This is a genomic window from Mesorhizobium sp. B2-2-4, from assembly GCF_006442375.1.
GTDB lineage: Bacteria > Pseudomonadota > Alphaproteobacteria > Rhizobiales > Rhizobiaceae > Mesorhizobium.
On the sequence record NZ_VFWB01000002.1, the window covers coordinates 135,868 to 159,039 of the forward strand.

At 64.5% G+C, this 23,172-nt stretch carries 22 protein-coding genes; 17 read left to right on the top strand and 5 right to left on the bottom strand.

The features are described from left to right. Positions 1-13: 13 nt before the first annotated feature. From FJ959_RS05775 to FJ959_RS05810, 8 genes are all read left to right on the top strand, one after another. Positions 14-784, top strand: coding sequence for an ABC transporter permease (locus FJ959_RS05775; RefSeq protein WP_140555620.1), 771 nt, complete (start codon positions 14-16; stop codon positions 782-784). Continuing rightward, positions 781-1,533, top strand: a complete 753-nt coding sequence (locus FJ959_RS05780) for an ABC transporter permease (protein ID WP_140583911.1) — start codon at positions 781-783, stop codon at positions 1,531-1,533. Before FJ959_RS05775 ends, FJ959_RS05780 begins: the two co-directional genes overlap by 4 nt. Further along, complete coding sequence (locus FJ959_RS05785; RefSeq protein WP_140547458.1) at positions 1,530-2,336, top strand: ABC transporter ATP-binding protein; 807 nt, start codon at positions 1,530-1,532, stop codon at positions 2,334-2,336. Before FJ959_RS05780 ends, FJ959_RS05785 begins: the two co-directional genes overlap by 4 nt. A gap of 24 nt (positions 2,337-2,360) precedes the next feature. Next, positions 2,361-3,593 carry a PhnD/SsuA/transferrin family substrate-binding protein gene (locus tag FJ959_RS05790; protein ID WP_140628986.1) on the top strand — a complete coding sequence of 411 codons (1,233 nt, stop codon included), beginning with the start codon at positions 2,361-2,363 and terminating at the stop codon, positions 3,591-3,593. Between the two features lie 52 nt (positions 3,594-3,645). Further along, the gene (locus FJ959_RS05795) at positions 3,646-4,545 is read left to right on the top strand and encodes an NAD(P)-dependent oxidoreductase (protein ID WP_140497574.1); all 900 of its coding nucleotides are present in this window, start codon (positions 3,646-3,648) and stop codon (positions 4,543-4,545) included. Then, complete coding sequence (locus FJ959_RS05800) at positions 4,542-4,823, top strand: UxaA family hydrolase (RefSeq protein WP_140497576.1); 282 nt, start codon at positions 4,542-4,544, stop codon at positions 4,821-4,823. The genes FJ959_RS05795 and FJ959_RS05800 overlap by 4 nt, the downstream gene beginning before the upstream one ends. Positions 4,824-4,950: 127 nt before the next feature. Further along, complete coding sequence (locus tag FJ959_RS05805) at positions 4,951-5,739, top strand: DeoR/GlpR family DNA-binding transcription regulator (RefSeq protein ID WP_140628989.1); 789 nt, start codon at positions 4,951-4,953, stop codon at positions 5,737-5,739. Positions 5,740-5,821: 82 nt separating this feature from the next. Further along, positions 5,822-8,299, top strand: a complete 2,478-nt coding sequence (locus tag FJ959_RS05810) for an FAD-dependent oxidoreductase (RefSeq protein ID WP_140628992.1) — start codon at positions 5,822-5,824, stop codon at positions 8,297-8,299. On the opposite strand, the gene FJ959_RS05815 is transcribed toward FJ959_RS05810, so the two are convergent. Next, complete coding sequence (locus FJ959_RS05815; protein ID WP_140628995.1) at positions 8,296-9,165, bottom strand: LysR substrate-binding domain-containing protein; 870 nt, start codon at positions 9,163-9,165, stop codon at positions 8,296-8,298. The two genes, FJ959_RS05810 and FJ959_RS05815, sit on opposite strands and share 4 nt — an antisense overlap. A gap of 293 nt (positions 9,166-9,458) precedes the next feature. Between FJ959_RS05815 and FJ959_RS05820 the strand changes: the two genes are divergently transcribed. The 9 genes from FJ959_RS05820 (at position 9,459) to FJ959_RS05860 (ending at position 20,186) form a co-directional block, all read left to right on the top strand. Beyond that, positions 9,459-10,658, top strand: a complete 1,200-nt coding sequence (locus FJ959_RS05820; protein WP_140628998.1) for a 2-aminoethylphosphonate--pyruvate transaminase — start codon at positions 9,459-9,461, stop codon at positions 10,656-10,658. A gap of 25 nt (positions 10,659-10,683) precedes the next feature. Continuing rightward, entirely contained in the window at positions 10,684-11,940 is a 1,257-nt protein-coding gene (gene phnA, locus FJ959_RS05825; protein ID WP_140629001.1) for a phosphonoacetate hydrolase, read from the top strand. A 238-nt stretch (positions 11,941-12,178) separates the two neighbouring features. Beyond that, entirely contained in the window at positions 12,179-13,636 is a 1,458-nt protein-coding gene (gene phnY / locus FJ959_RS05830; RefSeq protein WP_140555610.1) for a phosphonoacetaldehyde dehydrogenase, read from the top strand. Positions 13,637-13,706: 70 nt separating this feature from the next. Then, positions 13,707-15,065 (top strand): aspartate aminotransferase family protein, encoded by a 1,359-nt coding sequence (locus FJ959_RS05835; protein ID WP_140564382.1) that lies wholly within the window; start codon positions 13,707-13,709, stop codon positions 15,063-15,065. A 2-nt stretch (positions 15,066-15,067) separates the two neighbouring features. After that, a complete protein-coding gene (locus tag FJ959_RS05840; RefSeq protein WP_140629004.1) occupies positions 15,068-16,078 on the top strand; it encodes an NAD(P)-dependent oxidoreductase in 1,011 nt (336 codons plus the stop codon). 257 nt (positions 16,079-16,335) lie between these two features. Next, positions 16,336-17,364 (top strand): 2-aminoethylphosphonate ABC transporter substrate-binding protein, encoded by a 1,029-nt coding sequence (locus FJ959_RS05845; RefSeq protein ID WP_140555604.1) that lies wholly within the window; start codon positions 16,336-16,338, stop codon positions 17,362-17,364. Positions 17,365-17,423: 59 nt separating this feature from the next. Beyond that, positions 17,424-18,536: an ATP-binding cassette domain-containing protein gene (locus tag FJ959_RS05850; protein ID WP_246678900.1), complete on the top strand. Its 1,113-nt coding sequence runs from the start codon at positions 17,424-17,426 to the stop codon at positions 18,534-18,536. After that, entirely contained in the window at positions 18,529-19,386 is an 858-nt protein-coding gene (locus tag FJ959_RS05855; RefSeq protein WP_140629010.1) for a 2-aminoethylphosphonate ABC transporter permease subunit, read from the top strand. Before FJ959_RS05850 ends, FJ959_RS05855 begins: the two co-directional genes overlap by 8 nt. 2 nt (positions 19,387-19,388) lie before the next feature. Then, positions 19,389-20,186, top strand: coding sequence for an ABC transporter permease subunit (locus FJ959_RS05860; RefSeq protein ID WP_140629013.1), 798 nt, complete (start codon positions 19,389-19,391; stop codon positions 20,184-20,186). Between the two features lie 7 nt (positions 20,187-20,193). On the opposite strand, the gene FJ959_RS05865 is transcribed toward FJ959_RS05860, so the two are convergent. From FJ959_RS05865 to FJ959_RS05880, 4 genes are read right to left on the bottom strand one after another with little or no spacing between them, the layout of a single operon-like run. Beyond that, a complete protein-coding gene (locus FJ959_RS05865; RefSeq protein ID WP_140514514.1) occupies positions 20,194-20,640 on the bottom strand; it encodes a MaoC/PaaZ C-terminal domain-containing protein in 447 nt (148 codons plus the stop codon). A gap of 8 nt (positions 20,641-20,648) precedes the next feature. After that, the gene (locus FJ959_RS05870) at positions 20,649-21,725 is read right to left on the bottom strand and encodes a Gfo/Idh/MocA family oxidoreductase (protein ID WP_140562338.1); all 1,077 of its coding nucleotides are present in this window, start codon (positions 21,723-21,725) and stop codon (positions 20,649-20,651) included. Next, a complete protein-coding gene (locus FJ959_RS05875) occupies positions 21,718-22,047 on the bottom strand; it encodes an L-rhamnose mutarotase (RefSeq protein ID WP_140629016.1) in 330 nt (109 codons plus the stop codon). The genes FJ959_RS05870 and FJ959_RS05875 overlap by 8 nt, the downstream gene beginning before the upstream one ends. Positions 22,048-22,057: 10 nt before the next feature. After that, positions 22,058-23,170, bottom strand: coding sequence for a mandelate racemase/muconate lactonizing enzyme family protein (locus FJ959_RS05880; protein WP_140629019.1), 1,113 nt, complete (start codon positions 23,168-23,170; stop codon positions 22,058-22,060). Positions 23,171-23,172: the final 2 nt, after the last annotated feature.

The window sequence follows — 23,172 nt, forward strand, 5'->3', positions numbered from 1 at the left end:
CGGCCAAAGGACAATGCGCTTTGCGCGCCTGACCAGCCTGTTCGTGTATTTGCGCACGATGGGCCTGTTCGTCCTTGCCTGGTATGTCGGCTCGTTCTTCGTGCCTTCGAAGCTGCTCTTGCCGTCGCCGGTCGCGGTTGCGCTTGCGCTGCGCGATACGGCCCTCAACGGCGAACTGCTCGGCAATGCAGGGATCAGTCTGGCCCGTCTGCTGGCAAGCGTTGCGGCTGCCGCGGCGGTGGCGGTGCCGCTCGGGCTGCTGATGGGCCGCAGCCGGCTCTGGAACGATCTGCTCGAACTGCCGGTGGAGATCCTGCGGCCGATAGCCGGCATCGCATGGATACCGCTTGCGCTCTACATGTTCGGCATCGGCCATCGGCTGCCGCTGTTCATCATGTTCTATACCGCCTTCTTCCCGCTGCTGATCGGCACCGCCGCGGGCGCCGCCGCCGTCGACAGGCGGCTCGTCGCGGCGGCCAGCACGATGGGCCTGTCTGGGCGGGCGATCATGCGGCGCGTCATCGTTCCGGCGGCGCTGCCGGCGATCCTGGTCTCGGCACGGCTTGCGGTGGCGGCCTCGTGGACCGCCGTCGTCGCTGCCGAACTGGTAGGAGCGCCGAACGGCCTCGGCTACGCCATCGAATACTACCGCAGCATGCTGTCGACGCCGACGGTGATGGCTTTCATCGTCGCCATCGGCCTGCTCGGCTTCCTGACGGACAAGGGGTTGCGCTGGCTCTCTGATGTCTTGACACCGTGGGCGCGGACGGAGGTGGCGCGATGAACAGGTTTGCGCTTCGCCTCATCGTTCCGGTGCTGCTGCTGGTCGTCTGGGAAGCTCTCGCGTCCGGCTCCGCCCAGGCGCCACGCCCCAGCACGGTGGCCGAAACGGCCATTTCCATGCTGCGCGACGGCGATCTCGTGGCCGGTCTCGCCACCAGCCTCGGACGGGTCTTCGCCGGCTTCGCGGCGGCGGCCCTGTTGGCGATCCCGCTTGGCATCGCCATGGGCAGCATGCCGGCCGTCGAGCGCAATCTCGATCCGCTGGTCGAGACCTTCCGGCCGATAGCGGCACTTGCCATCCTGCCCCTGGTTATCCTCTGGTTGGGCTCGGGCTCCGGGGCAGCTGTCGCCATCGTTGCCTATGCCGCCTTCTTCCCGATCCTGATCAACACCATCTCGGGCGTGAAGCGTATCGAGCCCAGTCTGATGCGCGCCGCGCTGACCATGGGGCTGGCGCCGCTGACGCGGATGCGGGTGGTGCTGCTGCCGGCCGCCTTGCCATCCATTCTGGTCGGCATGCGCATCGGCCTCGGCATCGCCTGGACGGCGATCATTGCCGCCGAACTTGCGGTCGGCGCCAAGTCCGGCAGCAGCGGCGGCATCGGCCAGATGATGTTCGTCTTCTACGCCTATTCGATCAACCTCAACGGCATGGTGGTCTGCATGATCGCGGTCGGCATCGTGGCCTTCGCGCTCGACCGCATCCTGCGTGCCGCACTCGCCTTCGCCGTGCCGTGGAGCCAGCCATGAGCGATGCCAAGATCCGCCTCGACGGCGTCAGCAAATCCTTCGGGGAATCTGCCTCCGTGGTGGCGGTCGACAGCCTGTCGCTGGACATCAAGGCCGGCGAGTTCATGGCTATCGTCGGCCCATCCGGATGCGGCAAGACGACCGTTCTCAACATGCTCGCCGGCCTCGACAGGCCGACGTCGGGTACGATGAGCCTGAACGGCAGGCCGATCGAAGGACCGGGGGCCGAACGCGGCGTGATGTTCCAGGACTATGCCCTGTTTCCCTGGCGCACCGTGCGCGGCAATGTCGAGTTCGGATTGATCTATGGGCCGGCCGGGCGAGGGCTTTCGCCCGCGCAGCGCGCCGACCGCGTCAACCGCACCGTCGAAATGGTCGGCCTGACCGGCTCCGAGGACAAGTACCCGCACCAGCTATCGGGCGGCATGCGCCAGCGCGTGGCACTGGCGCGCCTGATGGCGAACGAGCCGGAAATCCTGCTGATGGACGAACCGCTAGCGGCGCTGGACGCGCAGACCCGCGTCATCCTGCAAGACGAATTGCTGCGCATCTGGGGGCAGGACCGCCCCGCTGCCGAGCGGCGGACGGTCGTCTTCATCACGCACGCCATAGACGAGGCGGTGTTCCTGGCCGACCGGGTCGCGGTGCTAAGCAGCCATCCGGGCCGCCTGAAGCAGGTCATCGACATCGACCTGCCCAGGCCACGCGGCGACGAGACGCGGCGCTCCGGCGATTTCGCCAGGCTCAGCCAATCGATCTGGGAACTGATCCGCGAAGAGGCTTACCGCGCAACGATGAACTGAAACGACAACAGGGAGAGGATTGTCATGAGGAAACTTCTGGAAACCGCATTCAACCGACGCGCAGTCCTGAGTGGTGCCGCGGCTGCCGCGCTGGCCATGCCATCGATCGTGCGGGCGCAGGACCGCAAGCCGGCCAAGGTCTCAATCGGCCGCCAGCCCTACGCGGCTGGCAACTCGCCGCTGACGCAACGCATGATCAACGAAAAGCTGCTCGAGAAGGCGGCCGCCGAACTCGGCTACGACCTGACAGTCGACTGGCGCGACTATCCTTCCGCGCTGCCGATGGTGGAGGCTTTCGTCTCCGGCGATCTCGACATCGGCATGTGGGGCAACACCCCGATCGTGCGGCTGCTTTCGCAGGCGCAGCCGATCAACATTCTCACCGTCGGTGAGGGCCACATGCGCATGGTGCTGGCGACCCGCAAGGGCTCCGCCATCAAGAACATCGGCGACCTCAAGGGCAAGACCGTCGGCGCGCTTGTCGGCGGCGACCCCTACAACGCGCTCTCGCAAATGCTGCTGCAGGAACTGGGCGACGCCGACCCGCGCGCCTTCGGCATCAACATCGTCAACACGCCGACCCAGGCCGTTGCCGCGTCCCTCCCGGAGGGCATGGACGCGTCGGTGGTGATCTACCCGGCCTTCCTCAAGGCGAATGCCGAAATCGGCCTCACCGGGATCATGAATTCGTTCGGCTATACCGAGGCCGGCTACAGCGGACCCGCGGGCGAGGGCGAAGGCCACATGCTGCCCGGCGTCAAGAAGTCGAAATTCTACCCCGACGGCTACTATTTGCACCGTTCCTTCTGGATCTGCAGCGACCGCATCGTCGGCGACGATGCCGCGCTCGGCCAGGCCTTCCTGACGGCCGCGCAACGCGCGCTTGCCGATCTCCAGAAGATCGACCCGCGGGAGATCTCGCAGTCGGTTGTCAAATATTGGGGGCTCGATCCTGCGCTGGGCGCCAAGGTCATCGGCGACGAGGTGCTTTTCCAGCGCGGCTGGATCTGGCCGACCGAAGGCGATGCGGCGGCAATCAGCCAAATCTCCCAGTTCATGGTTGCCGGCAAGATGATTCCTGAGGCGCTGAGCTGGGACCAGGTCAAGGCCGCCTTCGGCAAGGCGGCGCCGCTGCTTCAGAAAGCCTATGAGGGCACGGGCAAGGTGCCGGACGAAAGCGGCTTCACCGACAAGAATGCCAAGGATCTGCGTGGCCTGCCGGCATGGCAGCTCGACCAGTGGAAAGTGCCGTCCTGAGGAGTTCGGGCGGCACGCGCATTCAGAGTAATTCAGGGAAGGAAGTTGATCCATGACGTCAGTCGGTTTTGTCGGGCTTGGAACCATGGGCGCACCCATGGCCCGCAACGTGCTCAAGGCGGGACACGCGCTGACGGTCTTCGACCTCAATCCCGTGGCGGTGAAAAAACTCGTCGAGGCCGGCGCTCGGGCGGCGGCGTCGCCGCGCGAGGTTGCACAGCAATCGGAAATCGTCATCACCATGCTGCCGGATGCGCCTGATGTGGAGGCCGCCGTGCTCGGTGCCGACGGCATCGGTCATGGCCTCAGGGCCGGCAGCCTCTATATCGACATGAGCACGATCGACCCGCAGACCACCCAGCGTATCGGCGCATGGCTGGCGCAACGCGGCGTCGACATGATCGACAGCCCTGTTGGCAAGACGGTGGAGCACGCCATCGCCGGAACCTCGACGCTGATGATCGGCGGCGATGCCGCCGTGCTGGAGCGCGCGCGCCCGATCCTGTCGAGCATGGGGGCCGACCTCATCCATTGCGGCGGGCTCGGCATGGGGCAGGCAATGAAGCTCACCAACAACCTGCTGGCCAGCGTGCTGATAACGGCCAGCTCCGAGGCGCTGGTCGCCGGCGCCAAGGCGGGCCTGACGCTCGACACCATGATCAACGTGCTGAAGACGACGATGGCCTGGAACCAGCAATTGGCGGTGGCGATGCACAATCGCGCGCTCAAGGGCGACTTCGAGCCAGGCTTCATGGTCAAGCTTGCCCACAAGGATTGCCGGCTTGCCCTGGCGATGAACGACGCGCTCGGCGTCGAGACGCCGGTCGGGGGCGCCACGCTCGCCGTGCTCAGGGAGGCGATGGATGCTGGCATGGCGGGCAAGGATGTCGGCGCCGTGCTGAAGCTGCGCGAAGACGCGACCGGCGTCCAGGTCCGGCTTGCCGGCGCATGACCAAGCCTGGAGCCATAGTGCTGCACGCTGACGACGACGTGGCTGTCCTCGTGGAACCGGTCGAGGCAGGCGCCGAAGTGACGACGCGAGGCGCCCGCGAGGGGGTTGTCCTCAAGGCCGGCGCCGCGTTGCAAGCCGGTCATAAGCTGGCGTTGCACGACCTGGCCGCCGGCTCCACCATACGCAAATACGGCGAGGCGATCGGCCGCCTGACGGCTGCCGTGGCGGCCGGCGACCACGTCCACGTGCACAATCTGCAAAGCCTGCGCGGACGCTGACGCCGGGTCAGCACCCGAACAGGGCCAGACCTTATCGATCGACTATGGCCACGCCGTCCTCGCGGTTGCCTCCCGGCCGGTTCACTGCCACATATTGCAACATCATTCGTTCGATATGAGGTTCTTCATGTCCCCCGACAGCCGTCTGCCGGCACGTGCCCTTGCTCCTCGCCGCCATGACGAGATCCTGAGGCGCCTGAGCGTCCAGGGCTCCGTCAGCGTCGCCGAACTGGCCGGTTTCTTCGACGTCTCGCGCGAGACCATCCGCCGCGACCTGAAGCTGCTTTCTGACCAGGGACGGCTCGGCATCGTGCACGGCGGCGCCGCTCGCTTCGAGCCGAGCGAGCCGGCAATGGGCCTGCGCAGCCGGGAGAATGCGCCTGGCAAGGCGGCCATCGGCAGGGCGGCGGCCGGCCTCGTTAGCAGCGGTATGGTGGTCTTCCTCGATTCCGGCACCACCACCTTGGCCGTCGCGCAGGCCATGAATGATCTGCGCGATCTCACCATATGCACGGCCAGCCTGAAGATTGCACTGCATCTGTGCCATGTGCCCGGCATGCGTGTGCACATACTGGGCGGTGAAGTCGACCCGGGCGAGGAGGCCGCTTCCGGCATCGATGCGCTGGATGCAATGGCGCGCTTTCGCGTCGACATCGCCTTTCTCGGCGGCGGCGCGCTATCGCCGGATGGCGAAGTGACCGATTTCACCAGGGCCGGCGCCGAGCAGCGCGGCCGCATGATCGCGCTCGCCGGCAAGACCTATTTCGTCCTCGACAGCAGCAAGTTCGGCAAGCTGACGCCGCTCAGGATTCCGAATTTCGACCGCGCCGCCGGCGTTGTCGTCGACGCCCGGCCGCAGCCTGCGCTTGCCGACGCCCTTTTGCAAAAAGGGCCGGAGCTGATCGTCGCATCTTGATGTGATATTTTGTGAGTTTTTGACTTGATATTTGGCTTTCCTGTGTTAGCTTGCCGGCCACCCTCAAGATGGCGGAACGCTCATGGCTCATGAATTTCCCACGCAGGCACGCGTCGTGATCGTCGGCGGCGGCATCATCGGCTGCTCCGTCGCCTATCACCTGACGAAGCTCGGCTGGGCCGACGTCGTCCTGCTTGAACAGGGGCAGCTCAGCGGCGGCACCACCTGGCATGCCGCGGGCCTGGTCGGGCAATTGCGCAGCCATTCCAACATGACCAGCCTGATCAGATACTCCACTCAACTCTATGGCGAACTGGAGGCCGAGACCGGTCTCGCGACCGGCTGGAAGAATTGCGGCTCGCTGTCGGTGGCGCGCACCGCCGACCGCATGACGGTGCTGAAGCGCACGGCTGCGTCGGCGCGTGCGCAAGGGGTTGAGATCGATGTCATCTCGCCGAGCGAAGCCGGCGATCTGTGGCCGGTCATGGCGACGGACGATCTGGTCGGCGCGGTCTGGCTGCCTGGCGACGGCAAGGCCAATCCGACCGATCTCACGCAATCGCTCGCCAAGGGCGCGCGCAATCGCGGCGCGAGGATATTCGAGCGGGTCAAGGTCACCGGCATCACGGTGAGAAACGGCGTCGCCTGCGGTGTCGAGACCGACCGTGGCGACATCGTCGCCGAGATCGTCGTTAACTGCGCCGGCCAGTGGGCGCGTAAGGTCGGGCTGATGTGCGGCGTCTCGGTGCCGCTGCATTCGGCCGAGCACATGTACATCGTCACGGGCCGGATCGAGGGTGTGCATCCGGACCTGCCCGTCATGCGCGATCCGGACGGCTTCATCTATTTCAAGGAAGAGGTCGGCGGGCTGGTCATGGGCGGCTTCGAACCGCATGCCAAGCCGTGGGGCATGAACGGCATCCCCGAGAATTTCGAGTTCGCGCTGCTGCCGGACGATTGGGATCAGTTCGAGATTCTGATGGAAAACGCGCTGGTGCGCGTGCCGCAACTGGCGCAAGCCGAGGTCAAGAAGTTCTACAACGGTCCCGAAAGCTTTACGCCCGACAACAATTTTCTCCTCGGCGAGGCGCCGGAGCTGAAGAATTTCTATGTTGGCGCCGGCTTTAACTCGATGGGCATCGCCAGCGCCGGCGGTGCCGGCAAGGCGCTGGCCGAGTGGATCGTCAACGGCGCGCCGACCATGGATTTGTGGCCTGTCGATATCAGGCGCTTCGCCGCCTTCAACAACAATCCGCGCTGGCTGCATGATCGCGTCAAGGAGACGCTCGGTTTGCATTACGCCATGCCGTGGCCGAACCGCGAGCTGGACACCGCCCGACCCTTCCGCCGCTCGCCGCTCTACGACCGGCTGGCCGCCAGGGGCGCCTGCTTCGGTTCCAAGATGGGCTGGGAGCGCGCCAACTGGTTCGCGGCCCCGGGAGAGAGGGCCGGGAACGATTATGCCTTCGGCCGCCAGAACTGGCATGAGGCAGTCAAGCGCGAAATGAAGGCGACGCGCGAGGCTGTTGCCGTATTCGACCAGACCTCTTTCGCCAAGCTTCTCGTGCAGGGCCGCGACGCCTGTGCCCTGCTCAACCGCATCTGCGCCGGCAATGTCGATGTACCGGTCGGTACATCCGTTTACACGGGCGTGCTCAACGCGCGCGGCGGGTACGAAAGCGATCTGACCGTAATGCGACTTGGTGCGCAAAAATTCCTCATCGTCACCGGTTCGGCGCAAGCGGTCCACGACGCCGACTGGATCGCCAGGAACATCCCACCGGACGCACATGCCATCGTGACCGACGTCACCTCGTCCTACGCGGTGCTGGCGCTGATGGGGCCGCGCTCGCGCGATCTCCTGGGCAAATTGTCGTCGGCCGATCTTTCCAACGCCGGCTTCCCCTTCGCCACCATCCGCGAGATCGATATCGGCTACGCTACCGCCTACGCCAACCGCATGACCTATGTCGGCGAGCTCGGCTGGGAGCTGATCGTGCCGACGGAATTCGCCGTCGGCGTCTACGAGGCGCTGCACGAGGCTGGCGGCGAATTCGGCCTCCTGGACGCCGGCTACTACGCGCTTGATGCCTTGCGCATCGAAAAGGGTTTTCGCGCCTGGGGCCATGAGTTGACGCCTGACATTACCCCCTGGCAGGCGGGGCTTGGCTTCGCCGTCGCCATGGACAAATCGGGTGGCTTCATCGGCCGTGACGCGCTGGTCGAGGCCAAGCCGTCGACGGCGCCAGCAAAACGCATCGTACTGTTCACGCTCGACCATGCCGAGCCGATGCTGTGGGGCGGCGAGCTGATCCTGCGCGACGGCAAGCCCGTCGGCGAGGTCCGCTCGGCCGCCTACGGTCACACGCTTGGCCGCTCGGTGGCGCTCGGGCTGATCGAGAACGAGACGGGCGTCGACGCTGCGTTTCTGGCTAGCGGCCGTTTCGAGATCGATCTTGCCGGCGTTCGCCACGCGGCCACGGCACATTTGCGCACCCCTTACGATCCGAAGTCGGAACGGGTGAAAGCGGATGTGGAGGAGATCAGGGCCGCCGCCTAATCCGCCGACATCGAACGCGCCATGTCGAGGAAGGCGCGCACCAGCTTGCCGCCGCTGCGTTCGCGCAGGCAGATCAGCGCTTCGTCCATCAACGTCTCAGGCGCGTCGAGCGCGATCGCTACCAGCCGCGAATCCTGGCCGAATTCGGCCGCCGAGACAAAGCCGATGCCGGCACCCGAGGCGACGATCTCGCGGACGGCTTCACGGCCTTCGGCCTCGATCACCGGCCTGAGTTCGACCTTCGATGCCGCGGCCAGATCCTCGAGCTTCTGGCGCGTCTTGGAGCCGCGCTCCCGCATGACCAGCGATTCCTGCGCGAGTTGCTTGAGACTCAATGATTTCTTGCCCGACAGCGGATGATCGACCGACGCAAAAGCGATGATCGGCGTCGAATTGAGTTTCAGCACCTCGAAGTCGCGTCCGGTCGGCACCTCGCCCAGCACGCCGATGTCGGCATCATAGCTGTAGAGGCTGCTGATTACCGTCTCGGTGTTGCCGGCGCGCAGCGAAACCTGGACGCCGGGATAGCGCGCGCGAAAACTGCCGAGGATGTGAAGCAGATGATGCGCGGCGTCGGCGACGATGCGCAGCGTGCCGGAGCGCAGGGCGCGCGATTCCGTCAGAAGCTCGAGCGCCTGCTGCTCGGTTTCGAACATGCGGTGGGTTATTTCGAGCAGCTTCTGGCCCGAATGGGTCAGCGTGACCTGCTTCTTGTTCCGGTTGAACAGCAGCACGTCATATTCTTCCTCGAGCTTGCGCACCTGGTCCGAAATTGCCGGCTGCGTCAGGAACAGCGCTTCCGCGGCACGTGAAAACCCGCCTGATATCGCCACCTGGTGAAAGGCTCGCAATTGAACGTAGCGCATGTTCTCAGCTTTCTAGATCCGAGTTCCGGCCGCCACCCTATCATAAGCCTCGCAGGCAAAAAGGCATGAAGGAACGATTCTTCTTATATCTGGGGATGATCGCCCACGGTCACGCACATGTCATGGACACCACGCAGGCTGCGCTCGGCTGGAGGCGCGATTATCCCGCCGGGCAATAATTCGACTGCAAGCCAGATCATCGGGTGAGCTTATACATCAATACAAAATAACGATTTTACAAATACGTCGTTCCAGCCAAGAATGTCTCCACATAAAAAGCAGCGGAGGACACTATGCTCGCCGAGACGAAACTTGCCGCGGAGCCATTGGCCGGTCCGGCGCTGGGCGAGCCGTACCTGCTGACGCCGGGGCCGCTCACCACCTCCTATCCGGTCAAGCAGGCGATGCTGCGCGACTGGGGATCCTGGGACGGCGATTTCCGCGCCATGACGTCAGACATGCGCCGCCGCTTGCTGGCGCTGACCGGCGATGCGAAAGGCGAATTCGACTGTGTGCCGATGCAAGGCAGCGGCTCCTTCTGCGTCGAGGCGATGCTGGGTTCGTTCGTGCCGAAGGACGGCAAGGTTCTGGTCCTGGCCAATGGCGCCTACGGCCTGCGCGCGGCCCAGACCATGCAATATCTCGGCCGCGCCTATACGCTGATCGACAAGGGCGACTACCTGCCGCCGCGCGGCGACGAGGTGGCCGCCGCCCTCGAGGCCGATCCTGCCATCACGCATGTGATCGCCATCCATTGCGAGACCAGTTCCGGCATCCTCAACCCCGTCGCCGAGATTGCCGAGGCCGTCCATGCCAAGGGCCGCAAGCTGCTGGTCGATTCCATGAGCGCCTTCGGCGCCATCGCGCTCGACGTGAACGAGATCCGCTACGAGGCGATGGTCTCGTCCGCCAACAAGTGCATCGAGGGCGCGCCGGGCTTCGGCTTCATCATCGCCCGCAAGAGCGAATTGGAAGCCGCCAAGGGCCGCAGCCATTCGCTGTCGCTCGACGTCCATGCGCAGTGGGCGCATATGAACAAGACCGGGCAGTGGCGCTACACGCCGCCGACCCATGTCGTCGCCGCCTTCCTCGAAGCGCTTCGCCAGCACGAGGCCGAGGGCGGCGTTGCCGGCCGCGGCGCCCGCTACACCAGGAACCGCGACGTGATGGTGGCCGGCATGCGCGAGCTCGGCTTCGAGACTTTGCTCAGGGATCGCTGGCTGTCGCCGATCATCGTCACCTTCTTCAACCCGGCCCACGCCAACTTCGCCTTCGACCGCTTCTACGAGCTGATGAAGCGCAAGGGCTTCATCATCTATCCGGGCAAGCTGACCGTCGTCGATAGCTTCCGTATCGGCTGCATCGGCCAGATGGACGAACATGTCATGCGCCGCGTCGTAGAGGCGGCGGCGCAGTCGCTGAAGGAGATGAACGTCGACACCGCCGCTCCTCCCGCCGCGGCAATCGCCGAGCGCGCCAAACTCGCCGCCTGAAGCGGCAGAATTTTTGAGGATTTCGATGAACCAGATGTCTCCCATCAACGTCGCGGTCAACGGCCGCACCTACGCCTGGCCACGTGTGCCGGCCATCGCCATCTGCCTCGACGGCTGCGAGCCGGCCTATCTCGACGAAGCCATCAAGGCCGGGCTGATGCCGGCGCTGGTCAGGATCAAGCAGAAAGGCACGGTGCGTTTTGCGCATTCTGTCATTCCGAGCTTCACCAACCCCAACAATCTGTCGATAGCCACAGGCCGCCCGCCCTCGGTGCACGGCATTTGCGGCAACTACCTCTACGAGCGCGAAACCGGCAAGGAAGTGATGATGAACGACCCGCGCTTCCTGCGCGCGCCCACCATCTTCCAGGCCTTCTACGATGCCGGCGCCAAGGTCGCGGTGGTCACCGCCAAGGACAAATTGCGTGCGCTGCTCGGCAAGGGCCTCGCCTTCGACGACGGCCGCGCGCTGTGCTTCTCGGCCGAAAAATCCGACACCACCACCAAGGCCGAGCACGGCATCAACAATGCCTCGAAGCATTTTGGACTGCCGGTACCGGAAGTCTATTCGGCCGAACTGTCGGAATTCGTCTTCGCCGCCGGCGTCCAGCTGCTGAAGGAATTCCGCCCCGACATCATGTATCTGACCACCACCGACTATGTGCAGCACAAATACGCGCCCGGCGTGCCCCAGGCCAACGCCTTCTACGAGATGTTCGACAAGTACCTGGCCGAGCTTGATGCGCTGGGCGCGGCAATCGTGGTGACCGCCGACCATGGCATGAAGCCCAAGCACAAGCAGGATGGTTCGCCTGACGTCGTCTATGTCCAGGACCTGCTCGACGAATGGCTGGGCAAGGATGCCGCGCGCGTCATTCTGCCGATCACAGATCCCTATGTCGTGCATCACGGCGCGCTCGGCTCGTTCGCCACCGCCTACCTTCCTGACGGCGCCGATCAGGCCGACATCATGGCGCGGCTGGCGAAGATCGACGGCATCATGCTGGTTGTCGACAGCCCGACCGCCTGCGAGCGTTTCGAACTGCCGGCCGACCGCATCGGCGACATCGTGCTGATCTCGACGCAGAACAAGACGATCGGCACCTCGGAACACCGCCACGACCTGGCAGCCCTCAACGAGCCGCTGCGCTCGCATGGCGGGCTGACCGAGCAGGAGGTGCCGTTCATCGTCAACCGCGTGCTGGCCGATTTGCCTGATGAGCCCGTGCTGAGGAACTTCGACGCGTTCTACTACGCGACGATGGCGGCCGCGCAGGCTTGATCTCGAGCGTGATTGTCGACCCCCACTCCGCCGAGCTTCGCTCGGCACCTCTCCCCCGATCGACGGGGGAGAGGAAAGGCGCCAGGGCTAGCGGCGGCTTAGCCCGGAAACGTGGTGGCGCCGACCTCACCTGATTTCCTCTCCCCCGTCGATCGGGGGAGAGGTGGCCCGAAGGGCCGGAGTGGGGGTCGACAATCCGTTGCACCACTTTCTCCTTCGAATTGCTGGAACGGAACCGATGACCAAGCTCGATACTTCGATCAAAGTCCGCCACGAACCGATGCGCATAGCTGGTCGCAAGGTCGACGCCGACGGCGTCGTTCCTGTCCACTACCCCTATACCAATGCGGTTATCGGCACCGTGCCCGCCGGCCGCGCCGAGCATGCCCGCCAGGCCTTCGAGATCGCCGCCGGCTACAGGTCGAAGCTGACGCGCTACGAGCGCCAGCAGATCCTGTTCCGCACGGCGGAAAAACTGGCGTCGCGCCGGGAAGAAATATCTGATCTCATTACGCTCGAGCTCGGCATCTCCAAGACGGATTCGCTCTATGAGGTCGGCCGCGCCTATGACGTGTTCACATTGTCGGCGCAGATGTGCATCCAGGATGACGGCCAGATCTTCTCCTGCGATCTCACCCCGCACGGCAAGGCGCGCAAGATCTTCACCACGCGCGAGCCGCTGAAGGCGATCTCGGCGATCACCCCGTTCAACCATCCGCTCAACATGGTCTCGCACAAGGTGGCGCCGGCGATCGCCACCAACAATTGCGTGGTGGTCAAGCCGACCGAACTGACGCCGATGACGGCGCTGCTTTTGGCCGACATCCTCTACGAAGCCGGCCTGCCGCCGGAAATGCTCTCGGTGGTGACCGGCTGGCCGGCCGACATTGGCAACGAGATGATCACCAACGACAATATCGACCTGATCACCTTTACCGGCGGCGTGCCGGTCGGCAAGATGATCGCCCGCACCGCCGGCTACAAGCGCCAGGTGCTGGAGCTCGGCGGCAACGATCCGCTGATCGTCCTCAACGATCTCTCGGACGACGATCTGGCCAGGGCCGCGGATCTCGCCGTCGCCGGCGCCACGAAGAACTCCGGCCAGCGCTGCACGGCGGTCAAGCGCATCCTTGTCCAGGAAAGCGTCGCCGACCGCTTCGTGCCGCTGGTGCTGGAGCGGGCCAGGAAGATCCGCTTCGGCGACCCCATGGACCGCACGACAGATCTTGGCACCGTCGTGCACGAGAAGGCGGCGGCACTCTTCGAAGCCCGGGTCCACATGGCCGCCGGGCAGGGCGCCGAAATCCTCTACAATCCGGGCCGGCAAGGCGCGCTGCTGCCGCCGATCGTCGTCGATCGCGTGCCGCATACATCCGAACTGGTGATGGAAGAGACCTTCGGCCCGATCATCCCGATCGTGCGCGCACCGGACGATGACGAGGCGCTGATCAGGCTCTCCAACTCGACCGCCTTCGGCCTGTCGTCGGGCGTCTGCACCAACTCGTTTCCGCGCATGCAGAAATACATCACCGGCCTTGAGGTCGGCACCGTCAACATCTGGGAAGTGCCGGGCTACCGCATCGAGATGTCGCCGTTCGGCGGCATCAAGGACAGTGGCAATGGCTACAAGGAAGGCGTCATCGAGGCAATGAAGAGCTATACCAATGTGAAGACGTTTTCGCTGCCCTGGTCCTGACCGGACGACTCGGCTGACAGAACAACCGAGGGAGCGTTCCACGCTCCCTCATTCGCGTTTCGGAGAGGTTATGGTCGCGATCAAAGAGCTTGTGCATACCGAGGGTGATTCCAACACCACGGCGGCCCGCAGCCGCTGGGATTCCGGCCAGGACGATCCGCGCATCCGCGGACTGCTTGACCGCGACGCTTCGGCCTTCATGCACCAGAGCCTGTCCAGCCCCTGTCTTTCGACGATCGCCAAGGCCGAAGGCATCTGGATCGAGGACACCGCCGGCCGCCGTTTCATGGATTTCCACGGCAACAGCGTGCACCATCTCGGCTATGGCCATCCGAAGCTGGTCGCCGCGATCAAGAAACAGCTCGACGATCTCTGTTTTGCGCCGCGCCGCTTCACCTGCGAACCCGCTGTCGAACTGGCCGAGAAATTGGCCGAGTTGGCGCCCGGCGATCTCGGCAAGGTGCTGTTCACGACAGGCGGTTCCGACGCCATCGAGGTGGCGCTGAAGATCGCGCGCGCCGCGACCGGCCGCTTCAAGACGGTTTCGTTCTGGGATGCCTTTCATGGCGCTGGCTTCGGTGCCGCAAGCGTCGGCGGCGAAGCGACCTTCCGTTCCCATATCGCCGGCCCGATGATGACCGGCACCGAACATGTCGCGCCCTGGGACGGCTACCGCTGTCCTTACGGCCACGGCACCCTGGAAGCCTCCGGGCTCGCCTGCGCCAACATGATCGCCTATGTGCTCGGTCGCGAACAGGATGTGGCCGCGGTCGTCGCCGAGCCGATGCGGGCAACGCCCAACCCGCCGCCGCCCGGTTTCTGGAATCGGGTGCGCGAGGCCTGCGACCGGCACGGCACGCTGCTGATCTTCGACGAGATCCCGACCGGCCTGGGCAAGACCGGAAAATTCTTCGCCCATGAGCATGACGGCGTGACGCCGGACATAGTCGTTCTCGGCAAGTCGCTCGGCGGCGGCATCCTGCCGATCGCCGCTGTCATCGCCCGCCGCGATCTCGACGTCACCGGCGGTTTTGCCATCGGTCACTACACCCACGAGAAGAACCCGGTGACGACGCGCGCGGCGCTGACGACGATCGATATCATCCTGGAAGAAGGACTGGTCGAGCGTGCGGCCGAGCTTGGCCGGCATATGCTGGGACGCATGCAGGATCTGATGGGGCGTTCGCCCCATGTCGGCGATGTCAGGGGCAGGGGACTGATGGTCGGCGTCGAACTTGTCGAGGACCGTACCTCGCGCCAGCCCGCGCGCGATCTTGCCGAACGCGTCTTCTATGCCTGCCTCGAACGGGGGCTGAGCTTCAAGGTCAGCCACGGCAACGTGCTGACGCTGTCACCGCCGCTGGTGATTTCGAAAGCCGATCTCGACCGTGCGCTCGACATCGTCGAACGCGCTGTGCTGACAGCCTGACCGTGAAGGCCGTCCGCACCGACCGCGAGCTCGAATGCCCAGGCATCGATGCCGGCTTGCGGGCAAGGGGTGTCGAGCTGGTGACGCTGCCGGACGGCATTTCCGAGGCGGAGCTCAAAGCCGCGGTCGCCGACGCCGATCTGCTCTTGATGTGCTACACGCCAGTCACTGCGGAGGTGATCGACGCGGCGCCGAGGTTGAAGGGCATCATCAAATATGGCGTCGGTATCGACGCCATCGATATCCCCGCTGCCATGCGGCGCGGTATCCCCGTCGTCAACGTGCCCGAATATGCCGAGGAAACCGTCGCCGAAGGTGCTTTCGCCATGATGGTCGCGCTGGCCAAGCGGCTGCCCGCCATCACCGCGGCGGTATCGCGCGATGGCTGGATCTGGCCCGAGCCGCGCTGGCTGGGACGCGACATTTCAGGCGCCACGCTTGGGATCGTCGGTTGTGGCAAAATTGGCCGCAGCATGGCGCGCATGGCCGGCCAGGGATTTCATGCGCGGCTTCTTGGCTTCGATCCCGGTGTCGACGCCGAAACGATGCGCGCCGCCGGCATCGAAAAAGCCGACGACCTCCAGGCAATGCTTCGCGCCTGCGACTTCGTCTCAATCCATTGCGTGCTGAACGACAGCACGCGCGGCCTGATCGGCAAGGCTGAACTCGCCTGCCTCAAGCCTTCCGCCATCATCGTCAACGTCTCGCGCGGCGCGCTCATCGACGAGGCGGCCCTTGTCGAGGCGATCGTTTCCGAGCGCATCGGCGGCGCCGGGCTCGACGTCTATTCGGTCGAGCCGCTGGCCAAGTCGGGCAATCCGATGGGCGCGCTTTTCGGCCGCGACGACGTCATCCTGTTCCCGCACCTCACCTTCTTTACGCATCAGGCGATGCGCCGGCTCGAGGACGACACGCTCGCGCGCTGCTTTGAGATTCTCGACGGCCGGCCGGTGATCGTGCGCTCGTCCGACCCGCGGTTGCGGGCGCAGACTTCTGGCGTTTCATTCGTCTGATCATCACCTGCTCAAACGCTTCGACGGCCTGCCCTGAGCAGGCCGAAATATGTTCGCGACATGACTGCGACGGTTCCATGACAACTATCAGATGAAGTTTGCCTGTCATAAAATAAATAGATTTTACTTATCGATTCCCAATCCCCAGAGTTGTCCATAACGACGACGCTGCCGGCACCCATCGAAGCAGAAGCAGCCGGCGCGGTCGCCACAGTGCATCGCAGAATGTGCCATCAATCAAAAAAGGGGAACTGGACATGAAATCACGCAACGCAACCATGGTCGCGGCTTTCGCCGCGTTGCTGGCGTCGGCTGCCCTCGTCGGACCGGCGATGGCAGATGGCGTCGTCACCATCTACTCCGCCGATGGCCTGCATGACGGCAACGGCAGCTGGTTCGAAACCGAGTTCGCCGCCTTCACCAAGGCCACCGGCATCAAGGTGCAGTATATCGAGGCTGGTTCGGGCGGTGTCGTCGAGCGTGTCGCCAAGGAGAAGTCGAACCCGCAAGCGGACGTGCTGGTGACATTGCCGCCCTTCGTGCAGCGCGCCGCCGCCGGCGGCCTGCTGCAGGATTACAAGCCCGAAGGGGCGGACCAGATCGACGGCGGCACCGACAAATACCGGCCGCTGGTCAACAACTACATGAACTTCATCTACAACAGCGCCGTGCTTTCGGAAGCGCCGAAGAGCTACGACGACCTGCTGGACCCGAAATTCAAGGGCAAGATCCAATACTCGACGCCCGGCCAGGCCGGCGACGGCACCGCTGTCATGCTGCAGATCATCCATGCCTTCGGCGGCGAGGATGCAGGTTTCGAGTTCATGAAGAAATTGCAGGACAACAATGTCGGCCCCTCCGCTTCGACCGGCAAGCTGACGGCGCTGGTCAACAAGGGCGAGCTGCATGTCGCCAACGGCGATTTGCAGATGAACATGTCGCAAATGGCCGACAATCCCAACATCAAGGTGTTCTGGCCGGCGGGGCCTGACGGCGTGCGCTCCACCTTTGCGCTGCCCTATGAGATCGGCCTGGTAACCGGCGCGCCCAATGCCGACAACGGCAAGAAGCTGATCGACTTCCTGCTCTCAAAGGAAGCTCAGTCGAAGGTCAGTTCCGTGGCTCTTGGCCTGCCGGCCCGCAAGGATGTGACGCCGAACGACGCCAATTTCGCGAAGGCGCAAGAGGCGATGAAGGGCCTGACCATCTGGTCGCCGAACTGGGATGACGCTCTGGCCAAGCTGCCTGACTACGTCAAGCGGTGGAACGAAGCGACCGGAAGTTGATCCCTGCCAATCCGGAGGACCATGCCATGTCGGCCGCCGCTTTTACTGGGACCAGTGTCATGGACATCGACGCCGCGAAGGTTCGCGGCGCCGGCTCCAACGTCCATTTCGACAAGGTTGTTGTCGCCTATGGCGCTCACGTCGTCTTGCATCCGCTGACCCTGGATATTGCTCCCGGCGAGATCCTGGCGATGATCGGCCCGTCCGGCTCCGGCAAGACCACCGCCTTGCGGGCGGTGGCCGGCTTCGTGCGGCCGAGAAGCGGACGAATCCGCATTGGCGCGACGGATGTGACCGATCTGCCGCCTTATGAGCGCGGGCTCGGCATGGTGGTCCAGAACTACGCGCTGTTTCCGCATATGCGGGTCGAGGACAACGTCGCCTTCGGCCTCAGGGCTCAGGGCGCCGACAAGGCGCTGATCGCCGAGCGGGTCAAGGATGCGCTCGGCACCGTCGGCATGGCTGCCTATGCAGCACGTTATCCGCGCGAGCTTTCCGGCGGCCAGCAGCAGCGTGTCGCGATTGCGCGCGCTCTTGCCGTGCGGCCCCGCGTGCTGCTGCTTGACGAGCCGCTTTCGGCGCTGGACGCACAGATCCGCCGCAATATGGTCGAGGAGATCGCCAGGCTGCACCGCAGCCTGCCGGGCCTGACGATCCTCTATGTCACTCACGACCAGACAGAGGCGCTCACCCTCGCCGACAAGATCGCCATCATGCGCGACGGCTCGGTCTGTTCGCATGGACCGACGACCGAGCTCTACCGCCGCCCGCCCAACCGCTTCACCGCCGAGTTCCTCGGCCGCGCCAATCTACTGCCGGTCACCATTGCCGAGGCTGCCGGCTCCAAGGGTTTTGCCGCGGCAAGGCATGGCGACGCGGTGCTGATGGGCACCGGCCGTGACGAGAAGGTCGGCGACAAGAGCCTGCTTTGTATCAGGCCCCAGCACCTCAGCCTGACGGCCGATGGCGACCATACCAACCGCATTGTCGGCACGCTCCTGGAGGTGCACTGGCAAGGCGAACTCACCCATCTCGTGCTCGATGTCGACGGCACGACGGTGCGCGTCTCGGCGACGAGACTGCCGATGGCCCTGCCGGAACCCGGCGCCAAGGTGCCGCTGTTCTTCGCGCCCACCGACACCTCGCTCGTTCCGGAAGACGCCGGTGTCTGAGGCTGTCGCTATGGCCTCGCCAGCGGTCAGGAGAGAGCCTGGCAGATTCTGGATCGTGCCGCCGGCCGCACTCTTGGCCCTGCTGTTCTTCTATCCGCTGGCGCTCATCGCCCGGCAGGCCTTCCTGGACGATAGCGGCGTTGCCAATGTCGCCGAAGTGATCCGCGTCCTGCATTCGCGCTTCTTCCTCAACGCGCTGATCAACACGGTGACGATTTCGGTTGCCGCGACTGCCGGGTGCCTGATCGTCGGTCTCGTGCTGGCACTGATCCTGGCCTTCGTTCCGTTCCCCGGCAGCGGCTTCATCGCCAGGCTGATCGACACCTTCATCGCATTGCCGACCTTCCTGGTGACGCTCGCCTTCACCTTTCTCTACGGCTCCGCAGGCATGCACAACGCAGGGCTGATGGAGACCTTTTCACTGCCGTCGCCGCCCGTCGATTTCCTCTATTCGAGCTGGGGCGTGGTGCTGGCCGAGGTCACTGTCTACACGCCGTTCATCCTGCGGCCGCTGCTTGCCGCCTTCTCGCTGGTGGACCGCGGCCAGATCGAAGCGGCAAGCGTGCTCGGCGCGCGGTCGTTCCGCATCGTGCGCCAAATCATCCTGCCGGCCGCCATCCCGGCGCTCATTGCCGGCGGCAGCCTCTGCCTGCTGCTCACCGTCAACGAGTTCGGCATCGTGCTGTTCATCGGCGCCAAGGGGGTCATCACGCTGCCGCTGCTGATCTATGGCAAGGCGATCCAGGAATCGGCCTATCAGGTCGCCTGCATCATCGCCCTGATCAACATCGCGCTCTCGCTCGGCCTGTTCGGGCTTTATCGTTTCGCAGCCGGCCGGCTGGGGGTCTAGCCATGCTGGTCTGGTCCCGCTCCGGTCGCCTCGTTCTGTGGCTCCTCTTCGCACTGATCTTCGGTGTGCTGTTCCTGGCGCCGCTTGCGGTCATTCTCCTGTCCAGCCTTGCCGGCCAGTGGAACGGGGTGCTGCCGAGCAGCCTGACGACGGAACACTACAGCGACGTCCTGCATGGCGCGGCCGGCGATGCGGTCAAGGCGAGCCTTCTCACCGGTTTTGCAGCCAGCGCGCTGGCGCTGGTCAGCGGCACCTGGGCGGCGCTGTCGCTGCGGGTCCAGGGGCATGCGCTGCGGCGCCTGCTCGGCCTGTTGTTCTTCATCCCCAGCGCCGTGCCTTCGGTCTCCGTCGGCCTTGGCCTGCTGGTCGCCTTCAGCCATCCGCCGCTGCTGCTCAACGGTACGATCGCGATCGTCATGATCGCGCATTTCGTGCTGATATCGGCCTTCACCTTCGGCAATGTGTCGGCCGGCCTGGCGCGGCTCTCGCCCGACTTCGAACAGGTGGCATCGAGCCTCGGCGCGCGGCCGGCCTACCGCCTCTGGCACGTCACCTTGCCTCTGCTCGCACCCTATCTGGTCGCAGGTTTCGGGCTCAGCTTCGCACTGTCGATGGGTGAACTCGGCGCCACCGTGATGGTCTATCCGCCGGGTTGGGTGACGCTGCCGGTGTCGATCTTCAGCCTCACCGACCGAGGCGACATCTTTGCGGGAGCAGCGCTCACCATGATCCTGGTGGTGGCGACCCTGGCGCTGCTGCTCGGTCTGGAGCGCATCACCGCGCGCGCCACCGGATCGTAGCGCTGCCTCAGCCGGGTTTGCGTTCGACGATGTAGATGTGATCCGCGGCCAACACCACTTCGTCGCGCTGGTTGATCACCTCGCAGCGTTCGATGACCCGGCCCGCGGCCGGCCGCTTCGGATCGTCCTCCTTGGCCGCGATGGTGGTGCGCGTGCGGATCGTGTCGCCGATGAACACCGGCTTGATGAAACGCAGCCGATCATAGCCATAGGAGAAGGCAACGGGATTGACGACGCTTGCCGTCAGTCCGATGCCGACCGAGAACACCAGCGTGCCGTGCGCGATGCGCTGGCCGAACGGCGTCGTCTTCATGAACTCGGCGTCCATGTGGTGCGGAAAGAAATCGCCGGTGTGGCCGGCATGGACGACGAAATCGGTCTCGGTAATGGTGCGGCCGCTGGTCAGCCGCGAGGAGCCGATCTCGTAGTCTTCGAAATAAATGATCTGTTCCATGTCCTGCCTCACGGCCTTTCGGCCAGCGGCGTCGCCGGCGCCGCGCTCGATTTATAGGCGGCTTCCACCAGCGCCATCGTGTTCCAGGCGTCCTCGACCGAGCTGACCAGCTCGTCGTCTTCTCCGCAAGCAAAGCGCTGGACATTGGCCATACGCCCGACAAAGGCATCGGGGAACCATTCGCCGGCGAGTGGCACGGCAATCCAATCCGTCCCGCCTTTCGGGTATATTTCCAGGACGTCCGGTTCGCCGCGGGGATAGTCGAGGTTGAGGCCGAGTTTGAGATAGGCCGCGCCCTCGGTGCCGCAGATGCGGAATTCGCAGGCCTGGTGCCGGCGCCCGAACTTGTGGTCATGGTTGATCGACAGCGCGCAGCGCACGGTGTCGCCATAGTCGAGGATGGCGCTGGTGCGCGTCTGTGCCACCGTATGGTTGGGATGGCCGAGCGTCTTGGCGTGCACCCCTTTGGGGTCGCCCAGCAATTGTCTGACGAGGTCCAGATAGTGGATCGAATGCATCGCGATCTCGACACGCGGCGCCTTGAGCAGGAATTCCCACAACTCCCAAGGTGTCGCCAGCGCCAGCCAGGCGTCGAAGTCGACGACCTCGCCGAGCCATCCCTTGGCGATGGCATCCTTGAGCGCCAGCATCATCGGCGCGAAACGCAATTGGAAATTCACCGCGGCCTTGAGCTTCCTGGCGCGGCAGATTTCGAGGATTTCGGTTGCCTCGCCGAGATAGTTGCCCATCGGCTTCTGAATCAGTGCGACCGCCCCCTCGGGAAGCGCCTTCAGGATCTCGGCATGCCGACCGGGCGGTGTCGCGAGATCAAAGATCGCATCGTTGATTCCGGCGGCTTCTTCCACGGAGCGGAATGCGGTGACACCCCATTTCTCGGCCAACGTCCGCGCCTTGGCCTGGTCCGGATCATAGAGGCCGGCAACCGGAAACTCGGCCTTCCGGTAGGCGGGAAAATGGGCATCGCCGACAATCGAACCTGCGCCGAAGGTGACGATCGGCCGGGGCTTTGTAGGCTTAGGCCAGGACTGGATGAGTGAGGCAGGGTCGAAACCGCCTTCAGTCATGATGGAAGACCTCGTCCATCGAAGCCCACCATTCGCTCTCCTTGCGGGTCGCCAGCGGCTCCTGGCAAGGCATGCAGAGGGCCCACCATTCCTGTGTTTTCGGGTCTGCCGCCATCTTGGCCATGTCGGCGGCATAGTCGGTGCCGTGGTATTCGAAATAGGCAAACAGCAGGTTCTCCGGCCGTTTCAGGTAGATCGAATAGTTCTTGATGTTGCAGGCCGAGATCATGGTCAGCACGTCGGGCCAGACGGCGGCATGGAGGCGCACATACTCCTCGACCTTTTCCGGCTTCAGTCCCAGAACCATTCCCATCCGCTGCATGTTCGTTCCCCTATTTCGTGATCGCCGTGGTGAATTCGGCGATGCTCATGGCCTTGACCGCGTCCCAGTCCCAATCGATGCCGATGCCGGGCTCGTCGGGTGCCAGCGCGTGCCCATCCTCGATGCGCATGCGCTTGCCGGTCAACTGGTCAAGCTGCGGAATGTACTCGACATACCGGCCGTTCTGAACAGCGCAGGTGAGGCTGACATGCAATTCCATCAGGAAATGCGGGCAGACCGGAATGTCGAAGGCCTCCGCCGCATGCGCCACCTTTAGCCAGGGTGTGATACCGCCAATGCGGCCGACATCGACCTGCACGATCGAACAGGCGCCTTTCTGCATGTATTCGCGGAAATGCCTGATGGAATAGAGCGACTCGCCGATGGCAAGCGGCGTCTGCGTCGAGTTCGACAGCCTGACATGCCCATCGATGTCGTCGGCCGGCAGCGGCTCCTCGATCCAGGCGAGGTCGAGTTCACTGAGCCTCGCTGCGCGGCGGATCGCTTCGTCGACGGAGAATCCCTGATTGGCGTCGGTCATGATCTCGTAGCCGTCGCCCACCGCCTTGCGCACCGCCGCCAGCCGCGCCAGATCTTCCGATCCGTGCGGTTTGCCGATCTTCACCTTCGAGCCGCGAAATCCCTTGGCCTTCGCGGCCAGCGCGTCATCGACCAGCGCCTGCGTCTCGATGTGCAGCCAGCCGCCCTCCGTCGTGTAGAGCGGGCAGCGGTCCTTGGCGCCGCCCGCCAGCTTCCACAGCGGCAGGCCTTGCTTCTTCGCCCGCAGGTCCCAAAGCGCGGTGTCGATCGCCGCGATCGCGATGGCCGTGATCGCGCCGATCGTGGTGGCGTGCGTGGCGAATTCGAGATCGTGCCAGATCGCCTCGATCATGTCGGGGTCGCGGCCGATCAGGCGCGGCGCCAGATGGTCGGACAAGAGCCGCATCACAGACGAGCCGCCGGTGCCGATCGTGTAGCTGTAGCCGGTGCCGACGGCGCCGTCGGAATCGGTGATCGTGACGAGAGGCGTTTCCTGGCTGACGAAACTCTGGATCGCGTCGGTGCGCTTGACCTTGGGCACAAGGTCCACCATCCGCAGTTCTATCTTCTCGATCTTGGCCATGT

Bases quoted from the DNA above. Each gene is read 5' to 3' on its own strand.
- FJ959_RS05775 (WP_140555620.1), top strand. From the start codon at position 14: ATGCGCTTTGCGCGCCTGACCAGCCTGTTCGTGTATTTGCGCACGATG.
- FJ959_RS05780 (WP_140583911.1), top strand. From the start codon at position 781: ATGAACAGGTTTGCGCTTCGCCTCATCGTTCCGGTGCTGCTGCTGGTC.
- FJ959_RS05785 (WP_140547458.1), top strand. From the start codon at position 1,530: ATGAGCGATGCCAAGATCCGCCTCGACGGCGTCAGCAAATCCTTCGGG.
- FJ959_RS05790 (WP_140628986.1), top strand. From the start codon at position 2,361: ATGAGGAAACTTCTGGAAACCGCATTCAACCGACGCGCAGTCCTGAGT.
- FJ959_RS05795 (WP_140497574.1), top strand. From the start codon at position 3,646: ATGACGTCAGTCGGTTTTGTCGGGCTTGGAACCATGGGCGCACCCATG.
- FJ959_RS05800 (WP_140497576.1), top strand. From the start codon at position 4,542: ATGACCAAGCCTGGAGCCATAGTGCTGCACGCTGACGACGACGTGGCT.
- FJ959_RS05805 (WP_140628989.1), top strand. From the start codon at position 4,951: ATGTCCCCCGACAGCCGTCTGCCGGCACGTGCCCTTGCTCCTCGCCGC.
- FJ959_RS05810 (WP_140628992.1), top strand. From the start codon at position 5,822: ATGGCTCATGAATTTCCCACGCAGGCACGCGTCGTGATCGTCGGCGGC.
- FJ959_RS05815 (WP_140628995.1), bottom strand. From the start codon at position 9,165: ATGCGCTACGTTCAATTGCGAGCCTTTCACCAGGTGGCGATATCAGGC.
- FJ959_RS05820 (WP_140628998.1), top strand. From the start codon at position 9,459: ATGCTCGCCGAGACGAAACTTGCCGCGGAGCCATTGGCCGGTCCGGCG.
- phnA (WP_140629001.1), top strand. From the start codon at position 10,684: ATGAACCAGATGTCTCCCATCAACGTCGCGGTCAACGGCCGCACCTAC.
- phnY (WP_140555610.1), top strand. From the start codon at position 12,179: ATGACCAAGCTCGATACTTCGATCAAAGTCCGCCACGAACCGATGCGC.
- FJ959_RS05835 (WP_140564382.1), top strand. From the start codon at position 13,707: ATGGTCGCGATCAAAGAGCTTGTGCATACCGAGGGTGATTCCAACACC.
- FJ959_RS05845 (WP_140555604.1), top strand. From the start codon at position 16,336: ATGAAATCACGCAACGCAACCATGGTCGCGGCTTTCGCCGCGTTGCTG.
- FJ959_RS05850 (WP_246678900.1), top strand. From the start codon at position 17,424: ATGGACATCGACGCCGCGAAGGTTCGCGGCGCCGGCTCCAACGTCCAT.
- FJ959_RS05860 (WP_140629013.1), top strand. From the start codon at position 19,389: ATGCTGGTCTGGTCCCGCTCCGGTCGCCTCGTTCTGTGGCTCCTCTTC.
- FJ959_RS05865 (WP_140514514.1), bottom strand. From the start codon at position 20,640: ATGGAACAGATCATTTATTTCGAAGACTACGAGATCGGCTCCTCGCGG.
- FJ959_RS05870 (WP_140562338.1), bottom strand. From the start codon at position 21,725: ATGACTGAAGGCGGTTTCGACCCTGCCTCACTCATCCAGTCCTGGCCT.
- FJ959_RS05875 (WP_140629016.1), bottom strand. From the start codon at position 22,047: ATGCAGCGGATGGGAATGGTTCTGGGACTGAAGCCGGAAAAGGTCGAG.
- FJ959_RS05880 (WP_140629019.1), bottom strand. From the start codon at position 23,170: ATGGCCAAGATCGAGAAGATAGAACTGCGGATGGTGGACCTTGTGCCC.